The organism is Halopelagius fulvigenes (genome assembly GCF_055398025.1).
Map to the genome: position 1 here is coordinate 252,563 of NZ_AP043844.1, position 18,769 is coordinate 271,331.

At 65.6% G+C, this 18,769-nt stretch carries 15 protein-coding genes; 12 read left to right on the top strand and 3 right to left on the bottom strand.

Annotated elements, in window-relative coordinates; translation table 11 throughout:
* Nucleotides 1-18: 18 nt before the first annotated feature.
* Nucleotides 19-957, bottom strand: a complete 939-nt coding sequence (locus tag ACZ522_RS02645; protein ID WP_379695119.1) for a dihydrodipicolinate synthase family protein — start codon at nt 955-957, stop codon at nt 19-21.
* 181 nt (nt 958-1,138) lie between these two features.
* Here ACZ522_RS02645 and ACZ522_RS02650 point away from each other — a divergent pair, with 181 nt between their 5' ends.
* The 10 genes from ACZ522_RS02650 to ACZ522_RS02695 all read left to right on the top strand — a co-directional run bounded on the left by ACZ522_RS02650 (nt 1,139) and on the right by ACZ522_RS02695 (nt 15,374).
* On the top strand, nt 1,139-2,191 hold the full coding sequence (locus tag ACZ522_RS02650) for a Gfo/Idh/MocA family protein (protein WP_379695117.1): 1,053 nt from the start codon (nt 1,139-1,141) through the stop codon (nt 2,189-2,191).
* A gap of 83 nt (nt 2,192-2,274) precedes the next feature.
* A complete protein-coding gene (locus ACZ522_RS02655; protein WP_379695115.1) occupies nt 2,275-3,345 on the top strand; it encodes an alpha/beta hydrolase family protein in 1,071 nt (356 codons plus the stop codon).
* Nucleotides 3,346-3,497: 152 nt separating this feature from the next.
* On the top strand, nt 3,498-4,883 hold the full coding sequence (locus ACZ522_RS02660; RefSeq protein ID WP_379695113.1) for a pectate lyase: 1,386 nt from the start codon (nt 3,498-3,500) through the stop codon (nt 4,881-4,883).
* 115 nt (nt 4,884-4,998) lie between these two features.
* Complete coding sequence (locus tag ACZ522_RS02665; RefSeq protein ID WP_379695111.1) at nt 4,999-6,147, top strand: Gfo/Idh/MocA family protein; 1,149 nt, start codon at nt 4,999-5,001, stop codon at nt 6,145-6,147.
* Between the two features lie 96 nt (nt 6,148-6,243).
* Nucleotides 6,244-7,794, top strand: coding sequence for a glycoside hydrolase family 28 protein (locus ACZ522_RS02670; RefSeq protein ID WP_379695109.1), 1,551 nt, complete (start codon nt 6,244-6,246; stop codon nt 7,792-7,794).
* Nucleotides 7,795-8,602: 808 nt separating this feature from the next.
* Entirely contained in the window at nt 8,603-10,492 is a 1,890-nt protein-coding gene (locus ACZ522_RS02675; RefSeq protein WP_379695107.1) for an ABC transporter substrate-binding protein, read from the top strand.
* 100 nt (nt 10,493-10,592) lie between these two features.
* A complete protein-coding gene (locus ACZ522_RS02680) occupies nt 10,593-10,790 on the top strand; it encodes a hypothetical protein (RefSeq protein WP_379695104.1) in 198 nt (65 codons plus the stop codon).
* 216 nt (nt 10,791-11,006) lie between these two features.
* Nucleotides 11,007-12,002, top strand: coding sequence for an ABC transporter permease (locus ACZ522_RS02685; RefSeq protein WP_379695239.1), 996 nt, complete (start codon nt 11,007-11,009; stop codon nt 12,000-12,002).
* Between the two features lie 75 nt (nt 12,003-12,077).
* On the top strand, nt 12,078-13,178 hold the full coding sequence (locus ACZ522_RS02690) for an ABC transporter permease (protein ID WP_379695102.1): 1,101 nt from the start codon (nt 12,078-12,080) through the stop codon (nt 13,176-13,178).
* Between the two features lie 3 nt (nt 13,179-13,181).
* On the top strand, nt 13,182-15,374 hold the full coding sequence (locus ACZ522_RS02695; protein ID WP_379695100.1) for an ABC transporter ATP-binding protein: 2,193 nt from the start codon (nt 13,182-13,184) through the stop codon (nt 15,372-15,374).
* A gap of 80 nt (nt 15,375-15,454) precedes the next feature.
* On the opposite strand, the gene ACZ522_RS02700 is transcribed toward ACZ522_RS02695, so the two are convergent.
* Nucleotides 15,455-16,288, bottom strand: a complete 834-nt coding sequence (locus ACZ522_RS02700; RefSeq protein WP_379695098.1) for an SDR family NAD(P)-dependent oxidoreductase — start codon at nt 16,286-16,288, stop codon at nt 15,455-15,457.
* Nucleotides 16,289-16,440: 152 nt separating this feature from the next.
* Here ACZ522_RS02700 and ACZ522_RS02705 point away from each other — a divergent pair, with 152 nt between their 5' ends.
* Nucleotides 16,441-16,875 carry a PPC domain-containing DNA-binding protein gene (locus ACZ522_RS02705; protein WP_379695096.1) on the top strand — a complete coding sequence of 145 codons (435 nt, stop codon included), beginning with the start codon at nt 16,441-16,443 and terminating at the stop codon, nt 16,873-16,875.
* 61 nt (nt 16,876-16,936) lie between these two features.
* Here ACZ522_RS02705 and ACZ522_RS02710 read toward each other — a convergent pair whose 3' ends face one another.
* A complete protein-coding gene (locus ACZ522_RS02710; protein WP_379695094.1) occupies nt 16,937-17,173 on the bottom strand; it encodes a hypothetical protein in 237 nt (78 codons plus the stop codon).
* Between the two features lie 121 nt (nt 17,174-17,294).
* Here ACZ522_RS02710 and xacF point away from each other — a divergent pair, with 121 nt between their 5' ends.
* Complete coding sequence (gene xacF / locus ACZ522_RS02715) at nt 17,295-18,746, top strand: 2,5-dioxovalerate dehydrogenase (protein ID WP_379695092.1); 1,452 nt, start codon at nt 17,295-17,297, stop codon at nt 18,744-18,746.
* Nucleotides 18,747-18,769 lie beyond the last annotated feature (23 nt).

The window sequence follows — 18,769 nt, forward strand, 5'->3', positions numbered from 1 at the left end:
GGTTCCTCGTCGCTCCGTTTAGGCGATGACACGTTCGATGTCGTCGTCGAGTTGCTGATAGAGTTCCTCCGCTCTCTGCTCGTCTTCGGCCGAGAGCGGTTCGATGGGGTCGCGAACTTCGCCGCCGTGGAGGCCGGCGAGTTCGAGGCCCTTCTTCACGGCGGAGACGCTTATCGCGCCCTCGATGGTGTTGTTCTGACCCGCTTCGTCGCGGAAGTTCTGGTACGGGAGACTGATGTTGCGAATTCGGCGCGCGCGCTCCCAGTCCTCCGCCGCGAGGGCGTCGTACAGTGCGAGTCCGACCTCCGGCCGGAAGTTACTGACGCCGGCGGAGAACCCCTCGATGCCCTCGTTCCAGAACGAGACGGCGAACGGTTCCGCGAGGCCGTCCACCCACACCACGTCGTCGGGGGAGGAACTGCTCGCTGCGCCGAGTTTCACCGCGTCCTCGATGGCGTATTTGACGCCGACCACGCCGTCGATGTCCGCGAGGTTGCGGAGGTAGCGGACGGAGGGGTCGAATCCCTTGACGTAGGGGACGAGGGGCGTGTCGGTGGCCTCGTCGAGCTTCTCGTAGTAGCGGATGAGCCCTCGTTCGTGGATGTAGGAGTGATCCGGCGGCATCACCATCATCGCGTCGACGCCGACGCGGTCGTACGCTCGGATGAGTTCCTGTGCGTCCGGCGTGCTCCCGCCGACGCCCGCGAGGACGCAGGCGTCGGACGGAAGCGCATTTACGGCCGTCTCCGTCACTTCTCTCCGTTCGGTCTGAGAGAGCGAGTGGTACTCGCTGATGTTCGCGGATGCGAGAAACGTCCGGATTCCGGAGTCGTAGAGCGAGTTCGCGTTCGCCTCTAACTTGGCGTGTTCGACGCGGAGTTCGTCGTCGAAAGGGGTGAGGAGTCCGGCAGCGACGCCACGCAGGTGCTGACGCACACCGCTCTTGGAAAGTGGCATATCCGATACAGCGAGTGCTCGAACATAAAATCTTTGGAGGGAGAGACGGAAACGAGCGGTCGGAGTCGCTCCGATTCGACGGCGATTCCGCCGTGACTGAGGCCGAGGCGACAACCGGAGGCGAGCGACTCGATGCGGCAAAACAGTTATTGGTCGGATTTCTGTATAGGTAACCGTTACAATGAAAAGCCAGACCGAATCTTCCGCCGTCGCGGTCGGACTCGTCGGCGTCGGGAGTCTCGGACGGAGACTCGGCCGACAGTTCGTCGAACTCCCCCGCTCGAACCTCGTCGCGCTTTCGGACGTCGATAGCGACGGACTCGCGGCCGCCGGGCGCGAACTCGACGTGTCGGAGTCCTCCCGGTACGAATCGTACGAGGAGATGCTCGATTCGGAGGCGTTGGACGCGGTGGCGATAGCGACCCCCAACGGACTCCACTACGAGCAGACCACGGCCGCACTCGACCGCGACCTGCACGTCCTCTGCGAGAAACCGCTGGCGACGAGCGTCGAGGACGGGTACGAGGTCATGCAGCGGGCCGAATCGAGCGATCGGACGGTGATGATCGGCTACCAGCGGCATCTGAATCCGGCGTACGAACTCGCCCGGAAGCGGTGGGCGTTGGGCGACAGGGAGCCGAGGTTCGTCACCGGGGAGATAACGCACGACTGGCGGTCGTACTACGAGGAGATGGACGACTGGCGGATGGACCCCCACCTGAGCGGCGGCGGCCACCTCCTGAACGTCGGGACGCACATCGTCGATGCGATCCTGTGGACGACCGGCCTCACCCCGACGCACGTCTACGCGTCCATTGATTTCCACGACGACGAGGAGGTGTTCGACCGCCAGTCTTCGACCACCGTCGAGTTCGAGGAGGGCGCGGTGGCGAACGTCTCCGACACCGGCGTCGTCGCCCGAACGCGCGAACACGTCCACGTCTGGGACGAGGAGGGGGCGGTCTACCTCGAAGGTCGAGAGTGGGACGACCGAACCGGCTTCGTCATCGACGCCGAGGGGACCGAAAAGAGCCCGTATCACGGTTACGACCGACGACTGAGCAAGGGAACCGCCTTCCTCGACGCGATAGAGACGGGCGAGGCCCCGCCGGCCACCGCCCGCGACGGACTCAAGGCGCTCATCGTCACGATGGCAGCCTACGAGTCCGGCCGCCGGAACGAACGCGTCGCGGTTGCGGACCTCTACCCGTTCGCCGCCGACGTCTTCCAGTAAGCGGTCGAGCGCTCTCTCTCGCTTCGCGCCGCCCGGTTCGTCGATACTGATTTATCGGCGGCTCGCAACGTTCGTCTACAACGATGGCCGATCAGCAGTTCGAGTTCGACTACGGCGAGTGGACGGACCACGTCTCCGAGAACACCACGCGGGTGTGCACGTACGGCGGAGAGACCGGGATAGCGTTCACCGCGTGGCAGAAGACGTTCCGCGACCAGTTGCGCGACGTCCTCGGCTTCCCGGTGATACGCGACAACGGGGTCGCGGACCTCGACCCGCGGCGACGCGGGACGTCGGAGGTGACGGGGACGGACGCGGACTACGAGCGACAGACGTGGAGCGTCGAGACGGAGCGCGGGTTCCGCGTCCCGTTTCACCTGCTCCTTCCGAGTTCGACCGACCCGCCGTACCCCGTCGTTCTCGCCCTCCACGGCCACGCCCAGAGCGGAAAGGACCTCGCCGCCGGCGTCGTCGAGAGCGACGCCGACCGGCGGCGCGTCTCGGAGGAGCGGCGGGACATCGCGCGGCAGGCGGTCGAACGCGGTTTCGCGGCGTTCGCCCCCGACATGCGCGCGTTCGGGGAACTCGCGACGCACGCGGGAGACGGGGAGGACGAGTCGGCGGACGAGTTACGGCCGTGCACCCGGTGGCAGAAGACCGCCCAACTCGTCGGCCGGTCGTTGGTCGGAGAACGGGTCTGGGACGCGCTTCGACTCGTCGAGTTCGTCGAACGCCGCCCTGAACTCGACGGCGACCGGGTGGCGGTCACCGGTCACTCCGGCGGCGGGATAGTGGCGCTGTTCGCGGCCGCACTCGACGAACGACTCGCCCCCGCCGCCCCCTGCGCGTCGGTCAGTTCGTTCGACCGCTCCATCGTTTCGATAGACCACTGCCTCTGTAACTACGTGCCGGGCGTCCGGCGACTCGGCGAAATCGGGGACGTCGCGGGCCTCATCGCGCCGCGACCGCTTCGCGTCGTCGGGGGCGACCGCGACCCCATCTTCCCGGAGGAGGGGACGAGACGCGCGTTCGACCGCATCCGCGAAATCTACCGAGGTGCGGAGGCGGAGGAAAGGTGCAGCCTGTACGTCGGCGAGGGCGGCCACCGGTTCTACGAAGCCGGCGTCTGGCCGTTCCTCGAACGGAACCTCTGAGCGCCTCGTCCCGGCGACCGTTCGGTCGGGAGTTCGACAGTCCCCCTTCCGACCGCGAACGTTTACTCGCATCTAGATATCTTCCCTCACCCGACCATTTTCAGTTACATTAATCGTTATGTATATGTAACGACGGGATGTATTTCGGCTGCATGTCGCAAGACAGCACGCAACACGGCGAACGGAGCGACAGCGTAGGACGGACAATCAGCCGGCGGGGTGCACTCGCGTTGACGGGCGGTCTCGTCGTGGGATCGGCGCTGACCGGCACCGCGGCCGCGGATTCGAGCGAGACGGTCGTAACGCCCGGCGAACCGCTCGGGACGGTCTCACCCAGCTCGCCGATAGACCCGGTAGACGGGTTCGCCGACACGGACTGGACCGCCGGGACCGACCTCTCTGTGGTGAAAGTGACGAACCTCGATGCGACCGGCGAGGGGTCGTTCAAACACGCGATGGAACGCGACGTCGAAGGGGACGGGCGCATCGTCGTCTTCGAGGTCGGCGGCGTGATCGACCTCTCGGAGGCGAGCGGCGAGCTCGACCCTGAGGCGAACAACATGTTCGTCGCGGGGCAGACCGCGCCGGGTCCGGGAATCACGCTGATAAAGGGGACGTTCGAGATCGACGGCGAGAACGTCGTCGTCCAGCACATCAGGTCGCGGGCCGGGACGCAGACCGCCCCGGGCGCGAGCGGCGAGGGAGACGCCGCGGACTCGATAACCATCGCCGACGAGTCGAAGAACGTCATCGTGGACCACTGCACCGCCACGTGGGGGACGGACGAGAACCTCTCCTGCGGCGACACCGCGTCGGACATCACCTTCAGCAACAACCTCATCGCCCACGGCCTCGCGGCGCCGAATCTCCACCCTGACGGCGACGAGCACTCGAACGGGAGCCTCGTCGGCCACGATACCGAGGGGATGGCCATCCTCGGGAACCTCTACGCCCACAACAACGACCGGAACCCGCGTCTGAAAGGCGGCACTCGGAGCATCGTCGCGAACAACGTCGTCTACAACTACGACACGGCCGTTCGACTGGGTGACGACGCCGAGTCCAACGCAGGCGAGGAGTTCCCGACGCAGGTCAGCCTCATCCGCAACGTCTACCGCCCGGGCGACAACACGCCCCTCGACGACCCCGTCGTCGGACTCAATCAGGAGGACGACGTCCTGAAGGCGCTCGTGTACCTCAAGGAGAACGTGACGCAGGGGCCCGTCGAGATGCTCTCGGAGAATCCGGACGAACGACTCGTCGTCGCCGACGAACCGCCCGTCCTGCCGTCGGGGTTCGACGCTCCGAAGGGGACGTTCGCCAACGTTCTGAACGCCGTCAGCGCTCGCCCCGCGCGACGCATCTCCTACGACGAGTCCATCGTTCAGCAGACGAAAGCCAAGGAGGGCGAAGTCATCGACCAGGAGGACGAAGTCGGCGGCTACCCGGACTTCGGTCCGGTGACCCGCCAACTGGACGTCCCGACGGACGGCTTCGGCGAGTGGTTGGCCGGCCACACGGAAGCGGTCGAGCGGTAACCCCGTCGCGCGTCGTACGAGACGCCCGGCGAATCGGACGAAGCCGACCGACGTGGCGTCGGTTACCGTAACCCCAACGCTATTTATCTCTACACTGTAACGGCGTGACACGACAATGCGAGAGATAGGTATCGTCATGAACGGCGTAACGGGACGGATGGGAACGAACCAACACCTCATTCGGTCGATATTGGCGCTCCGGGACGAAGGCGGGGTGGAGCTACCGAGCGGGGAGCGAGTGATTCCGGATCCGATGTTGGTCGGCCGGAACGAGCGCAAACTGCGGGAGTTGAGCGAGGAACACGGCGTCGAGCGCTGGACCGCCGACCCCGACCTCGAATCCTGCTTGGAGGGCGACGACGAGATTTACTTCGACTCGCAGGTCACGCCGCGACGACCGGAAGCGCTCCTGAAGGCCATCGAGGCCGGGAAGGACGTGTACTGCGAGAAGCCCCTCGGCACGGATTTAGACACCGCCCTCGAAGTCGCTCACGCCGCCGAGCGGAGCGGCGTCAAACACGGGATAGTGCAGGACAAGCTGTGGCTCCCCGGACTGCTGAAACTCCGACGACTGCTCGATCAGGGGTTCTTCGGCGAGGTGCTCTCCGTGGACATCGACTTCGGGTATTGGGTGTTCACCGGGCACGACCAACCCGCGCAGCGTCCGTCGTGGAACTACCGCGCGGAGGATGGCGGCGGGATCATCGACGACATGTTCTCCCACTGGAGCTACGTGCTGGAGAGCCTCTTCGGCCGAGTCGAGTCGGTCACCTGCCTCGGGAAGACGCACGTCCCCCGCCGCGTGGACGAACGGGGCAACGAGTACGAGGCGACGGCCGAGGACGCGGCCTACGCCATCCTCGAACTCGAAGACGACGTCGTCGCGCAGATAAACTCCTCGTGGACGGTGCGGGTCAACCGCGACGACCTGCTCGAAATCCAGGTCGACGGGACGGAGGGAAGCGCCGTCGCCGGGCTTCGAGAGTGCAAGACCCAGCATCACGCGAACACGCCGAAACCGGAATGGAACCCCGACACGCCGACCGAACACGACTTCACCGACGACTGGGAACGGGTGCCCGACAACCAGGAGTTCGAGAACGCGTTCAAGCGGCAGTGGGCGGAGTTCATCCGCCACGTCGTCGCCGACGAACCGTTCCCGTGGGACTTCCGAAGCGGAGCGAGGGGGGTCCAACTCACGGAGGCGAGCCACCGGTCGTGGGACGAGCACCGACGCGTCGAACTCGACGAACTGCCGGTCTGACCGCACCGCGGCCGGACGGCGCGTTCGGACGTCCGGCGGTCCGTGCCTCCTTTTTCCGACGCAACGTTTATGTCTGCACTCCGAAATCATCGACTGATGTCCGAGTCAGACACGTTCTCGTTCGACGTCCGCGAGTACGGCGCCGCGGGCGACGGTACCGAACTCGACACCGAGGCGATACAGGGCGCACTCGACGACTGCGCCGAAACCGGCGGGACGGTGCACGTCCCGCCCGGGACGTACCGCACGGCACCGCTCCGCGTCGGCGACGACACCACGCTCCACCTCGACGCGGGCGCGACGCTCCGGTTCGCGCGGGACTACTCGGCGTTTCCGACCGTCGAGAGCCGGTGGGAGGGGTGGAACCAGGTCGGCTTCCACCCCTGCCTGTTCGTCCGCGACGCCGAGAACGTCGCGGTCACCGGCCGCGGGACCATCGACGGACAGGGCGACTACTGGTGGGAGTTCTACGACGCGCCGGAGCCGGAGTACCCCGACGGACTCGCGGAGCGGTTAGCCGAGTTCGAGGCGCGAAACGAGAAGCGGGACGACGTGAGCAGCTTCACCCTCCGACCGCCGCTGTTTCAGATTTCGGAGTCGAAGAACGTCACCGTCTCGGGCGTCACGCTCCGGAACTCCCCCTTCTGGAACACCCACGTCGTCTACTCCGAGAACGTCACGCTCCACGATGTGAACGTCGAGAACCCCGAGAATGCGCCGAACGGTGACGGTATCGACATCGACTCCTCGCGCTTCGTCCGAATCAGCGACACGTACATCAACGCCGGCGACGACGCCATCTGCATCAAGTCGGGGAAGGACGAGGAGGGGAGAGCGGTCGGCCGGCCGGCGGCGCAGATAACCGTCACCAACTGCACGGTGGAGGCGGGTCACGGGGGCGTCGTCATCGGAAGCGAGATGTCGGGCGACGTGCGCGACGTGGCGGTCAGCAACTGCACCTTCACGGGCACCGACCGCGGCGTGCGCATCAAGACCCAACGCGGCCGCGGCGGCGTCGTGGAGGACCTGCACTTCGACAACATCGTCATGCGGCGCGTCGCGTGTCCGTTCGTCGTCAACGGCTACTACTTCACGGACATCGACAGCGACCCGGTCCCCGTAGACGACGGGACGCCGATGGTGAGGAACGTCCACTTCTCCGACGTCACGGCCCGCGAGGTGTCCTACGCCGGGTTCTTCGCGGGACTCCCCGAACGGTCGTTCGAGGGGATCTCCTTCTCGAACGTGCGGATCGACGCCACCCGACCGCTGGACGCCACGGATATCTCCCCCGCGATGGCCGAGAACTACGACGCGTCGCACACGTTCTTCTGCAAGTCGCTCGGCGACGTCTCGTTCCGGAACGTCGAGATACGGACGCCGGAGAGTCCCGCGATGGCCTTCGAGGAAGTCGAGTCGGTCGAACTCGACGGACTTCGGTTCCGCGGCGAGAATCGAGACTCCGTCGTGACGGTGAAAGACGTCGGGACGACCCGCGTCCACGGGTGTCGCGCCCCCGCCTCGGACGGCGCGTTCCTGCGTGCGAGCGGTCCGGAGACGCGCCTGATATCGCTCTCGGGGAACGACGCCGGCCTCGAAGAACGGGTCGAGACGGACGACACCGCAACTGACGTCGTCGTCGAATAAGCGCCGTCGTCCGAATCCGCGTTCCTCCGCGCACGGTCCGCGTCCGAAATCGACGCTCGTACCGACGCCGTCCGTACCGACGCCGTTCGTTCCCAAGGGGAGAACCCGTCCCGGGCGGTTTAGAGAGGCGGTCTCCGCCGAATCGACGCGTTCTTCCGCCGAACGCCACGGAATCGATGGACGGAGGGTGCGGTTCCGTGTTCGAACCGCTCTCGCCGATTCGGAGACGTACGTCGCGTTTCTCTCTGCCGAACACGGGTTTGTCAGAGCCTCAGGTGGAAGATATCTGGACTGTAGTTGCCGGTTGTCGGCCTCCCATAACACCGGTATGCGTTACCGACACCCGTGTTTCGGGACCTCCGTCTCGGCAGTTTCGACTGCTCCTCGCCCTCACAGCAGTATGCCTGTAACGTCTCGCCCGTCCGCGCCGCCTCGCGTGATGTTCGTTACCATATGTTATAGCATCGCTACCGGCACCGGAGCATCGGCCCCGTCTGTTCCCCTCTACCGAACAATCTCCACCTGAAAGGTATGGCCACCGTACTAAACGGGGCGTTGAGCCTCCCCGAGTGCGACTGCTCGAAACGAGACGGTCCGGGCGGTAAGACGACGAGACGATGATCACCGCCCGCGTCCGACGCGACGCACGCAGGGAGGCGCACGGCGGAAGTCCCCGGTGGAGCGAACGACTCCGCCTCGCGTCGGACGAAAGTCGCTCTCGGAGGCGGTAAGGCGGGTTTCGGCTCCACATCTCCCAATAGCATTAACAATAGTTAGATATTTATGGGACAACTCGCATTGTCATACCATGCCAGACTCTAGTGACTGGCGGAGCGATATGAGCAGTAGACGGAGCTTTCTGAAGATGGGGACAGTCGGCGGTGCGGCGCTGCTCGCCGGTTGTTCCAACCAGAACACGACTCCCGCGCCCGGCGGAGGCGGTGGCGGCGGCGGCGGCACGGCCGCCGGGAACGAGGCCGGGACCGGTCAGTCGTCGGGGAAGCGCTTCCGGGTGTTCGACCCGCTGACGAGCGGGGCGACGCCGACCGAACGGCACTTCAATCCGTGGAACCCCTCCCAGACGGGCTGTTGGCACCCGGGCGCTGCGGTCTTCGACCGCCTCGCCGTGTACAGTCCGACGAAGAACGAGGCCTACCCGCTCATGGCCGAGTCGTGGAAGATGAGCGACGAGACCACGCTGGAGGTCACGATAAGCGACAAGTGGACGTGGCACAACGGCGATCAGTTCGTCGCCCAGGACTGGGTGATGCAACAGCAGATCGAACTGGCCATCCAAGCCGCCGGCGAGGGGGAGTCGGACCCGCTCGTCAACTCCGTCGAGGCGGTGGACGACCAGCACATCCGGATCAAGCTGAACGACCCGCTGTCGGAGATATTCGCCGTCCAGAACACCATCGGCATCTACAACGGCAACCTCGCCCGCGGCGTGTTCACCAAACACGACGACGACCAGTGGAGCGAGTGGCACGACAAGCTGATGAACGGGTCGGAGGACGAGAAGTCGACCGTCATCGAGGAGATAACGACGACGAAGTACCCGAAGATCACCGACAATCCCATCGGACACGGACCGTTCCAGATCTCCGAGGTCGGCGACGACATCGTCGTGATGACGAAGTACGAGGACCACCCGCACTCGGACAACATCAACTTCGAGGAGTTCTCCCTCAACCTGTTCTCCACCAACAAGCCCACCCAGCCGTACTCGACGGGGCAGGTTGACGCCGCCCACAAGGGCTTCCCGGTTCAGGACGACCTGAAGAAGCAACTGCCGAAGGGTCACAAACTGTTCCGCGAGGGCCGTTCGAGCAACAAGCTCTTCGCGTTCAACTGCGGGCACAACGTCGAGGGCTACGACACGCCGTTCAAGAGCCCCAACGTCCGGAAGGCCGTCGCTCACGTCTTCAACCGCCAGCAGGTCAAATCGCTGCTTCAAGGCGTCAACCGGATGTTCGAGTGGGCCCCCTGCCGCGTCCCCGGCAAGGTGCTCAAAGCGGGCAACCACGAGTCCACCGAGTGGGTCAAGGACTTCACGCTGTACGGCCAGAACAACACCGAACGCGCCACGGAGCTCCTCGAACAGGAGGGGTACTCGAAGGAGAACGGAACGTGGATGACGCCCGACGGCAAGAAGTTCACCCTCAACATCATGAACGGCGCGGACCGCCCCGATATCTCGGTGCTAAAGCGGAACCTCACCGAGTTCGGCATCGAGGTGAGACAACAGCAGGTCGACGACGCGACGTTCGACGAACGGCGGATGAACGGCGAGTACGACATCATGCCCGACGGATCCTCCGCGAACGGCGTCACGGCGCTCTGGTCGATCGGCCTCATCGCGGACTGGGTCCAGTCGATAACCCACTACAAGCCCGAACGGGAGGTCCCGATGCCGGTCGGCGACCCCGAGGGCGGTAGCGGGACGAAGACCATCAACGTCGAAGAGCACATCAAAAAGTGGCAGCAGACGGGCGACTCCAAGTACCACAAGGAGCTGATGTGGTGGTGGAACCAGACGCTCCCCGAAGCGGAGATGATGTACCAACCGGACGCCGGCGCGTACAACTCCGCGAACTGGGAGATGGACGTCAGGGACGGCATCCTGAACGGCGTCGACGACGCGCTCTACATCGCGCCGAAGATGAAAGACGGGTCGCTCCGCTACGTGGGCGACTGAGCGGTCAGCCTCTGTCGTCCGCCGTCCGGCCCGTTCGGCGTCGCGTCGAACGCCCCGAAACGTGCTGAACGTTTATTACGTTCGGACCGTTCCTTGGCGTATGGGGATACTACAATCCGCCTCCCGGACGGTGCTCGGCATCGACGTGCTCTTCTTGCTCCTGTTGGGGTTCTCGTTCCTCTACCTCGACCCCGGTTCTCGGTCGTACGTCATGGCTCAGCTCACCCTCATCCCGATAGTCCTCACCTTCCTCGCGAGCGTCGTGCTGATATACACCGAGTGGGACCCCTTCGAGTGACGGGTTCTCCCCGACGGGCGGGCTCGACGGCGCTCTCCGGACGCTCGGCGATAGCGACGATGCGAACGAGAGGACTCCCCGGACTCCGCGGTTCCGTCCGCCCGTTCGCGCCGCCGACTCGCCTCTAGTTAGGTATTCGACCGGTCGTACCCGAACGATGGGTAACATTAATTAGGATGGTAAATCAACCCTATGCGTAAGCATACCATGGCCTCAATGGACTGGCGTGTACGGCGGTTGGGACAAACTGTCTTTACAGTGTGGGCTGTCACGACCCTCTCGTTCGTCCTGGTGCGACTGATGCCCGGGAACCCGATGGGAGCGATGGTCAGACAGCTAGAACAACAAGGGGTAGACCCGGTTCGCGCCCGACAGCTCGTCGAGCTTCGGTTGGGCGTCGATCCGACGGAACCGATTCCAGTCGCATACGTCGATTACGTGATGGACATACTCTCGGGGAACTTGGGTCAATCGACGTACTACGCGCAACCGGTGGCCGAGATTCTCGCGCAGGCCATGCCGTGGACGCTGTTCGTTCTCAGCTGGTCGCTCTTCATCAGCTTCTTCATCGGGATCGTCGTCGGGGCCCTGATGGCGTACTGGGAGGGCGGAAAGCTGGACGTCGGCCTCACCTCGTGGGCCATCCTGATGGGGTCTATCCCGTACTACGTGCTGGCGTTCCTCCTCCTGATATTCCTCGCGTACCGGCTGAACTGGTTCCCGACGAGCGGTCGCGCGCCGACTGGCGTCCCGGCCGGGTTCAACTGGCCGTTCATCAAGGGAATCGTCGAGCACGCCACGCTTCCCGTCGTCTCGATGCTCGTCGCGTCGGGCGTCGCGTCGCTCGGTATGCGCGGGAACAGCATCCGCGTCCTCGGTTCGGACTACCTCCGCGTCGCCCGCCTCCGAGGGCTCTCCGACGTGACGATTTCGACGCAGTACGTCGCGCGAAACGCCGTCCTGCCGATGTACACGTCGTTCCTCATCAGCATCGGCGAAATGTTCGGCGGGTCGGTCGTGCTGGAGCAGGTGTTCCAGTACCGCGGACTCGGCTACTACCTGCTGTCGGCGATGTACCAGCGGGACTACCCGCTGATGATGGGGGGGTTCGTCCTCATCACCGTCGCCGTCGTGACCGCACTGTTCATCGCCGACATGACGTACGGGCTCGTGGACCCGCGCGCGGGAGGACAGAACAGTGAATCGTACTGAGCGTTCGGGCGGCCGCCCGCGGAACCCGTCGGCGGGACGCGTGAACCGTCTGCCCGAGAAGAAGGGGATACAACGATGACCGATCACACTATCGACGACATCTGGAACGAAGACGAACAGTCGAGCGAATCCGACGGCGCGGCGCGAACCGACGGCGGCAACGTCAACTCGCCGTTCGACGTCGTCTCGCAGTACGACGAGACGCGCCGCGAGCGCTACGAGAAACTGTACGACGCGTACGTGTACGCGCCCCTCTCCATCGTCTGGCGCGATTGGCGGGCCCGCATCGGGTTCACCATCGTCCTCATCTACGTGCTGATGGGTACCGTCGGGACGGCGGTGGTGGAACCGGTCGTCGTCGCCGAAGGGCCGGCCCTCGCGCAACCGTTCGAGAACTGGGCGTATCCGCTGGGGACGGACGACATGGGCCGCGACCTGTTCGCCCAGACCGTCCACGCGACCCAAGAGATGCTGAAGATGATCGCGTCCGGCGCCATCTTCACCGTGGTCGTCGGGACGACGGTCGGCGCTCTCGCCGGGTACAAGGGCGGCACGACCGACACGGTGCTGAGCTCCATCACCGACGTGTTCATCAACATCCCCGGCTTCCCGCTGGTGATGGTGCTGGCGTTGCTTCTGCCCATCAGCGGCAACCCGTACATCATCGGGATTCTGCTCTGCGTCGCGTCGTGGGGCGGGCTGGCGAGGGCGATTCGGTCGCAGGTGCTGACGCTCCGGCAGGAGTCGTTCGTTGAGGCCGCGCGCGCCATCGGCGTCCCGACGCCGAAGATAGTGTTCAAGGAGATCGTGCCGCACCTGATGCCGTTCGTCGTCATCAACCTGACCAACGCCGCTCGGCGGGTCATCTTCGAGGCGGCCGCGCTGTACTACCTCGGCGTCCTCCCGTTCAGGAACCTCAACTGGGGGGTGACGCTCAACCTGGCGTACAGGGGGGGAGCGCACTACCGGCCGCAGGCCCTGCACTGGTTCGTCGTGCCGATGGTCGCCATCGTGTTCATCTCGGTCGGGCTGATACTGCTCGGCCAGTCGCTCGACCGGGTGTTCAACCCCCGCGTCCGGGCGCGCCACGAGAGCGTCTCCGGCGCGGCGGACGAAGACGAAGAGGACGACGGAAAGAGGCCCAACTTAGCGAACATGGGCGGAGGAGGAATCTAATCCATGACGGTTTCACAGACGGAGTACGACCGCGATACGCTGCACCGAGAGACGATCATCGAGATAGAGGACGCGTCCGTCTCGTTCGACATGGAACGGGGCGACTCGCGCGTGCTCGACAGCGTCGATTTGGACGTCCGGCGCAACGAGGTCCTCGGCGTCGTCGGCGAGTCGGGGTCCGGGAAGTCGATGCTCGCGTCCGCCCTGTTGGACGCCATCGTCGACCCCGGCGTCCTCACGGGCGACGTCACCTACTACCCGAACGACGGCGCGCCGGTGGACGTTCTGGACCTCGACAAACAGGGGCTCAAGGAGTTCCGCTGGGAGGAGGTGTCGATGGTGTTCCAGGGCGCGATGAGCTCGTTCAACCCCGTCCGGAAGATACGAACCCACTTCGTCGAGACGCTGACCGCGCACGACTACAACGTCGAAGAGGGGGTGGAGCGCGCACATCGGTTGCTCAGCGACCTGTACCTCGACCCCGAACGGGTGCTCGACTCCTACCCGCACGAACTGTCCGGCGGGATGAAACAGCGAGCGCTCATCGCCCTGTCGCTCATCCTCGAACCCGAGGTGCTGGTGATGGACGAGCCGACGGCGGCGCTGGACCTCCTGATGCAGCGCTCTATCATCTCGCTCCTGCAGCAGATCCAGACGGAGTACGACCTGACCATCGTGTTCATCACGCACGACCTGCCGCTCATCGCGGACCTGACGGACCGCATAGCGGTCCTGTACGCGTTCGAAATCGCCGAGTTGGGACCGACCGAGGAGATTCTGGAGTTCCCGGCGCACCCGTACACGCGGCTGTTGCTGAAATCGACGCCGAACTTGGAGTCGTCCATCGACGAGATGCGGCCGGTCGAGGGGAGCGCTCCCGACCCGGTGAACGTCCCGGCCGGGTGCTCCTTCCACCCGCGCTGTCCGCTCTCCGACGGGACCTGCGAGACGACCGACCCCGGCCCGTACCCGGTGGACGACGACCACCACGTCCACTGCCACCACTGGGAGGAGTCGGCGGACGCGATTCCGATGACCGAACAGACCGACGAGGGGTTCGCCGAGAGTTCGGTCGCGCCGCTGACGAAGGCGACGCGGGCCGCGGGAGCGGAACCGCTGGTGTCGCTGGACGATGTGGAGGTCCACTTCGAGAAGGAGAAGGGCTTCTTCGACATCTTCTCGGACCCCGAAACCGTCAAAGCGGTTGACGGCATCTCGCTCGACATCTACGAGAAGGACGCCGTCGTCCTCGTCGGCGAGTCGGGGTGCGGGAAGACGACGCTCGGGAAGACGGCCGTCGGACTCCAGCGACCGACCGGCGGGAGCATCAAGTACCGCGGCGCGGACATCTGGGACGTCCACGACGGAAACGGGAATCATGACGTGTCGTGGGGCGAGATACGCCGGTCGCTCCAGATAGTCCACCAGGACCCCGGTAGCTCGCTCAACCCGCACCGGCGCGTCAAGACGAGCCTCGAAGAACCGCTCAAGCGGTGGCACGACGACCTGGACGGAAACGACCGGAAGCAGCGCATCCTCGGCCTCCTCGACCACGTGGGCATGTCGCCGCCGGAGGACTACTTCGAGCGCTACCCGCACCAACTGAGCGGGGGCGAACAGCAACGCGTCGCCATCATCCGCGCGATGCTGATGAACCCCGACCTCATCCTCGCCGACGAACCGGTGAGCGCGCTCGACGTGTCGCTCCGCGTCGAGATGATGGACCTGATGATACAGCTGCAGGAGATGTTCGACACGTCGTACCTGTTCATCAGTCACGACCTGGCGAACGCGCGGTACATCGCCGAGAAGACCGGCGGTCGCATCGGCGTCGTCTACCTCGGCGAGCTCGTCGAAATCGGCCCGCCCGAGCAGATAATCCACGACCCCCAGCACCCGTACACGAAGGCGCTCCGCTGGGCGACGCCCGAACTCCACCACGACGGGTCGGCCGACGAGGTGGACGACTCGCCCATCCGCGAAATCGACATCCCCGACCCGACGAACCCCCCGAGCGGGTGCCGCTACCACACGCGCTGTCCCGAGGCGCGGGAGGTCTGTCGGTCCGAGCGACCCGGCTCCTACGAGGCGTCGGACGAGGAGAGTCACCGCGCGGCCTGCTTCCGCGCCCTCGACAACCACGAGTACTGGCACAGCGAACCCATCACGGACGAGATGGACAGCCAGAGCGACTAGTCGCGGCGTCTCTCGGCGGATAACTCGCCGCCGTCCTCTCCTCGCGGACGCGTAATTCCGATATCGGCGGGGTCGGCGCCTCAGTCCGCGTCGTCGCCCGTCGCCGACTCCTCGTACGCCTCCCACGAGAACCCCTTGCCGACGGCCGCGACGCCGCCGTCTACGGGGACGTTCGCCCCGGTGACGAACGACGCTTCCTCGGACGCGAGAAAGCAGATGACGTCGGCGACTTCCCGCGGTTCGGCCGCACGCTTGAGTACGCCGGGACCGTCCGGGTGCGGCGTCGTTCGCTCCTCGAAGAAGCGCCGCGCCTCGTCCTCGTCGTCGGGGAGGTGATACTCCGTGATGACCCAGCCGGGGGAGACGGCGTTGACCCTGATACCGTCGGCGGCGTGGTCGCACGCCATGTCCTTCGTCATCGAGACCACCGCCCCCTTCGTCGCGTCGTACTGCGACCAGTTCGGACGCGCGACGGCGGCGCCGTTCGAGGCAATGTTGACGACGGCCCCGCCGTCGCGCATGAGGGGGATGACGTGCTTCGAGCAGAACGCGACGCCCTTCAGGTTCACCGAGACGATTCGGTCCCAACTCTCCTCGTCGGCCTCCGTCACCGGGCGCGGTTCGACGCGGACGGCGGCGTTGTTCACGAGGACGTCCGCGCCGCCGAACTCCGCGTCGACGGTTTCGGCCATCCGCCTCACCTGCGCCTCCTCGCCGACGTCCGCGGCGACGGCGACGGCGCGCCGTCCCGTCTCGGTTTCGACGTCCTCCGCCGTCGCCTCCGCGGCCTCCGCGTCGCGGTCAACCGCGACGACCGATGCGCCGGCCTCCGCGAGTCGCAGACACGTCGCCGCGCCGATTCCGTTCCCGCCGCCGGTGACGACGGCTACCCGCCCTGAGAGTCGTTCGGACATGGGCGTGACGACGTTCGCGTCCCACATAGTACTTCGCCGGCGCGGCCGACTCCCCGTCGCGTCCGTTGCGTCCGTCGCGTCCGCCGTTTCCGCGGCGCGGCGCGCCGACCGGGTGAAGATTTATTCGCGTCCGGGTCGCACGGTAGCGTGGAATGGAGACCTTCGAATCCGACGACGGGCACGTACTCGTCCGTCTCGACCGCGGCGACATGGCACTCGAATCGCTCACCGACGCCTGCGAGGACCACGACGTCGATACCGGCGTCGTCGTCTCCGGCATCGGGACGTTCAGCAACCTGAACATCCACTACGTCGACCGGACCGACCTTCCGGAGGACCAAGCCGACCGGAACGCCGACCTGCGACTCGACGGGTCGTGGGAGGTGACGAACGTCGGCGGCATCGTCGCCGACGGCGAACCGCACCTCCACGTGACCGCGTTTAACGGCGAACGGACGGTCGGCGGTCACCTCGAAGAGGGGTGCGAGGTGAACGTCCTCGGCGAGTTCACCGTCAGAAAGCTGGACGACCTCTCGTTACACCGCGAACCGGGAGAACACGACATCTCGCAGCTTCAGCGCCGGTAGTCGGGTACCGAGACTTCCCGGGGCGATGGGGGAGTCCCCCGGACGCGACGGAGGCGGCGCGTCACCGTCGCTGCCACCAGATGATCCCGTACGTGGTGACGCCGAAGAGGAAGAGCGCGGCCCCCCAGACGGCCAGCATCGCCGCCCAGATTCCGGTGTTGATGGCGTACCCCCCGAGGATGAAGAGGAGCCCTACCACCGCGATGGTGAGCGTCACCGAGTTTCGAATCGTCCCGACTACGCCGTGCCGTCGGCGACCCCATCCGTTGGACTCGCCGGAGTCACTAACTGAGCTCATTGTTAGTGTGGTACGGAGTGACGGCATATATTGGTTGGGGTTCGGTCGCCCCCGAACCGCGGGTCCGTCGCCGTCGTCACCAAAACATTGGTATGGTTCGCACGGACAGAGATAGACGCGCATGTCCGCAGAGTACAATATCTACATCGACGGAGACTGGATAGCGTCGGAGTCCGGCGAGACGTTCGAGGTGCGGAACCCGGCCGACACGACCGAAGTGGTCGGGACGTACCAATCGGCGGCGAGCGAAGACGCCGAGGCCGCAATCGAAGCGGCGGTCGAAGCGCAGGACGAGTGGGCATCGACGCCCGCACCGGAGCGAGGGGCGGTGCTGAGCGAGACGTCCGCGGTTCTCGAATCCCGGACGGACGAACTGACGGAACTGCTCACGGCCGAGGAGGGGAAGACGCACGCCGAGGCCGGCGGCGAAGTACAGCGCGCGATCGACATCTTCCGGTACTACGGGGAGAAGGCGCGCGACCTCGGCGGCACGGTCAAATCCGCCAGCGCCGAGAACAAACAACTGTACACCAAGCCGGAACCGCTCGGAACCGTCTCGCTCATCACGCCGTGGAACTACCCCATCGCCATTCCCGCGTGGAAGCTCGCGCCCGCACTCGCCACGGGTAACACCGTCGCGTTCAAGCCCGCGTCGGCCGCGCCGGGCGTCTCCCGCGCGCTCTTCGAAGCGCTCGAGGAGGCGGGCCTCCCGGCCGGCGTCGCCAACTACGTCACCGGGCCGGGCAGCGAAGTCGGGTCGGTGCTGGCCGGACACGAGGACGTCGACGCGGTGTCGTTCACCGGCAGCACGGCCGTCGGGACGACCGTCGCCCGACAGGCGGCGGACGGCCTCAAGCGCGTCCAGTGCGAGATGGGCGGGAAGAACCCCACCGTCGTGATGCCGAGCGGCGACTTCGAGACGGCGGTCGACATCGTCGGGACCGGAGCGTTCGGCGTCACCGGCCAGGCCTGCACCGCCTGTTCCCGCGCCATCGTCCACGAGGACATCTACGAGGAGTTCGTTGACGCTGTCGTCGACTACGCCGAGTCGCTCGACGTCGGCGACGGCAGCGCCGGTGCCGACATGGGCCCGCACGTCACGGAGAGCGAACTCGACGGGACGCTAGAGTACATCGACGTGGCCGTCGCCGACGGCGCGACGCTGGAGACCGGCGGCGAACGCCTCACCGGCGACGGGTACGACGACGGCTACTTCGTCGAACCGACGGTGTTCTCGGACGTGACCTCCGAGATGCGCATCGCGCAGGAGGAGGTGTTCGGACCGGTGCTCGCGGTGATTCCGGTCTCCGGTTACGAGGAGGGCGTCGAAGTCGCGAACGACGTGGACTACGGCCTCTCGGCGAGCATCGTCACGCAGGACATGACCGAGGCGAAGCGCTTCGTCGAGGACGTCGAGGCGGGCGTCGCCAAGGTCAACGAGAAGACGACCGGTCTCGAACTGCACGTCCCCTTCGGCGGGTACAAGCAGTCGTCCACGAACACGTACCGAGAGCAGGGCGACGCCGGACTCGACTTCTTCACCTCGACGAAGACGGTCTACGAGAACTACTGACGCCTCGTCCGCCCGCGTAGTCT

What these genes read in the sequence shown, in the direction of transcription:
- ACZ522_RS02710 (WP_379695094.1), bottom strand. Translation starts at nt 17,173, where the DNA reads ATGAGCTCAGTTAGTGACTCCGGCGAGTCCAACGGATGGGGTCGCCGA.
- ACZ522_RS02650 (WP_379695117.1), top strand. Translation starts at nt 1,139, where the DNA reads ATGAAAAGCCAGACCGAATCTTCCGCCGTCGCGGTCGGACTCGTCGGC.
- ACZ522_RS02700 (WP_379695098.1), bottom strand. Translation starts at nt 16,288, where the DNA reads ATGTCCGAACGACTCTCAGGGCGGGTAGCCGTCGTCACCGGCGGCGGG.
- ACZ522_RS02685 (WP_379695239.1), top strand. Translation starts at nt 11,007, where the DNA reads ATGGACTGGCGTGTACGGCGGTTGGGACAAACTGTCTTTACAGTGTGG.
- xacF (WP_379695092.1), top strand. Translation starts at nt 17,295, where the DNA reads ATGTCCGCAGAGTACAATATCTACATCGACGGAGACTGGATAGCGTCG.
- ACZ522_RS02690 (WP_379695102.1), top strand. Translation starts at nt 12,078, where the DNA reads ATGACCGATCACACTATCGACGACATCTGGAACGAAGACGAACAGTCG.
- ACZ522_RS02655 (WP_379695115.1), top strand. Translation starts at nt 2,275, where the DNA reads ATGGCCGATCAGCAGTTCGAGTTCGACTACGGCGAGTGGACGGACCAC.
- ACZ522_RS02675 (WP_379695107.1), top strand. Translation starts at nt 8,603, where the DNA reads ATGCCAGACTCTAGTGACTGGCGGAGCGATATGAGCAGTAGACGGAGC.
- ACZ522_RS02695 (WP_379695100.1), top strand. Translation starts at nt 13,182, where the DNA reads ATGACGGTTTCACAGACGGAGTACGACCGCGATACGCTGCACCGAGAG.
- ACZ522_RS02665 (WP_379695111.1), top strand. Translation starts at nt 4,999, where the DNA reads ATGCGAGAGATAGGTATCGTCATGAACGGCGTAACGGGACGGATGGGA.
- ACZ522_RS02660 (WP_379695113.1), top strand. Translation starts at nt 3,498, where the DNA reads ATGTCGCAAGACAGCACGCAACACGGCGAACGGAGCGACAGCGTAGGA.
- ACZ522_RS02670 (WP_379695109.1), top strand. Translation starts at nt 6,244, where the DNA reads ATGTCCGAGTCAGACACGTTCTCGTTCGACGTCCGCGAGTACGGCGCC.
- ACZ522_RS02705 (WP_379695096.1), top strand. Translation starts at nt 16,441, where the DNA reads ATGGAGACCTTCGAATCCGACGACGGGCACGTACTCGTCCGTCTCGAC.
- ACZ522_RS02645 (WP_379695119.1), bottom strand. Translation starts at nt 957, where the DNA reads ATGCCACTTTCCAAGAGCGGTGTGCGTCAGCACCTGCGTGGCGTCGCT.
- ACZ522_RS02680 (WP_379695104.1), top strand. Translation starts at nt 10,593, where the DNA reads ATGGGGATACTACAATCCGCCTCCCGGACGGTGCTCGGCATCGACGTG.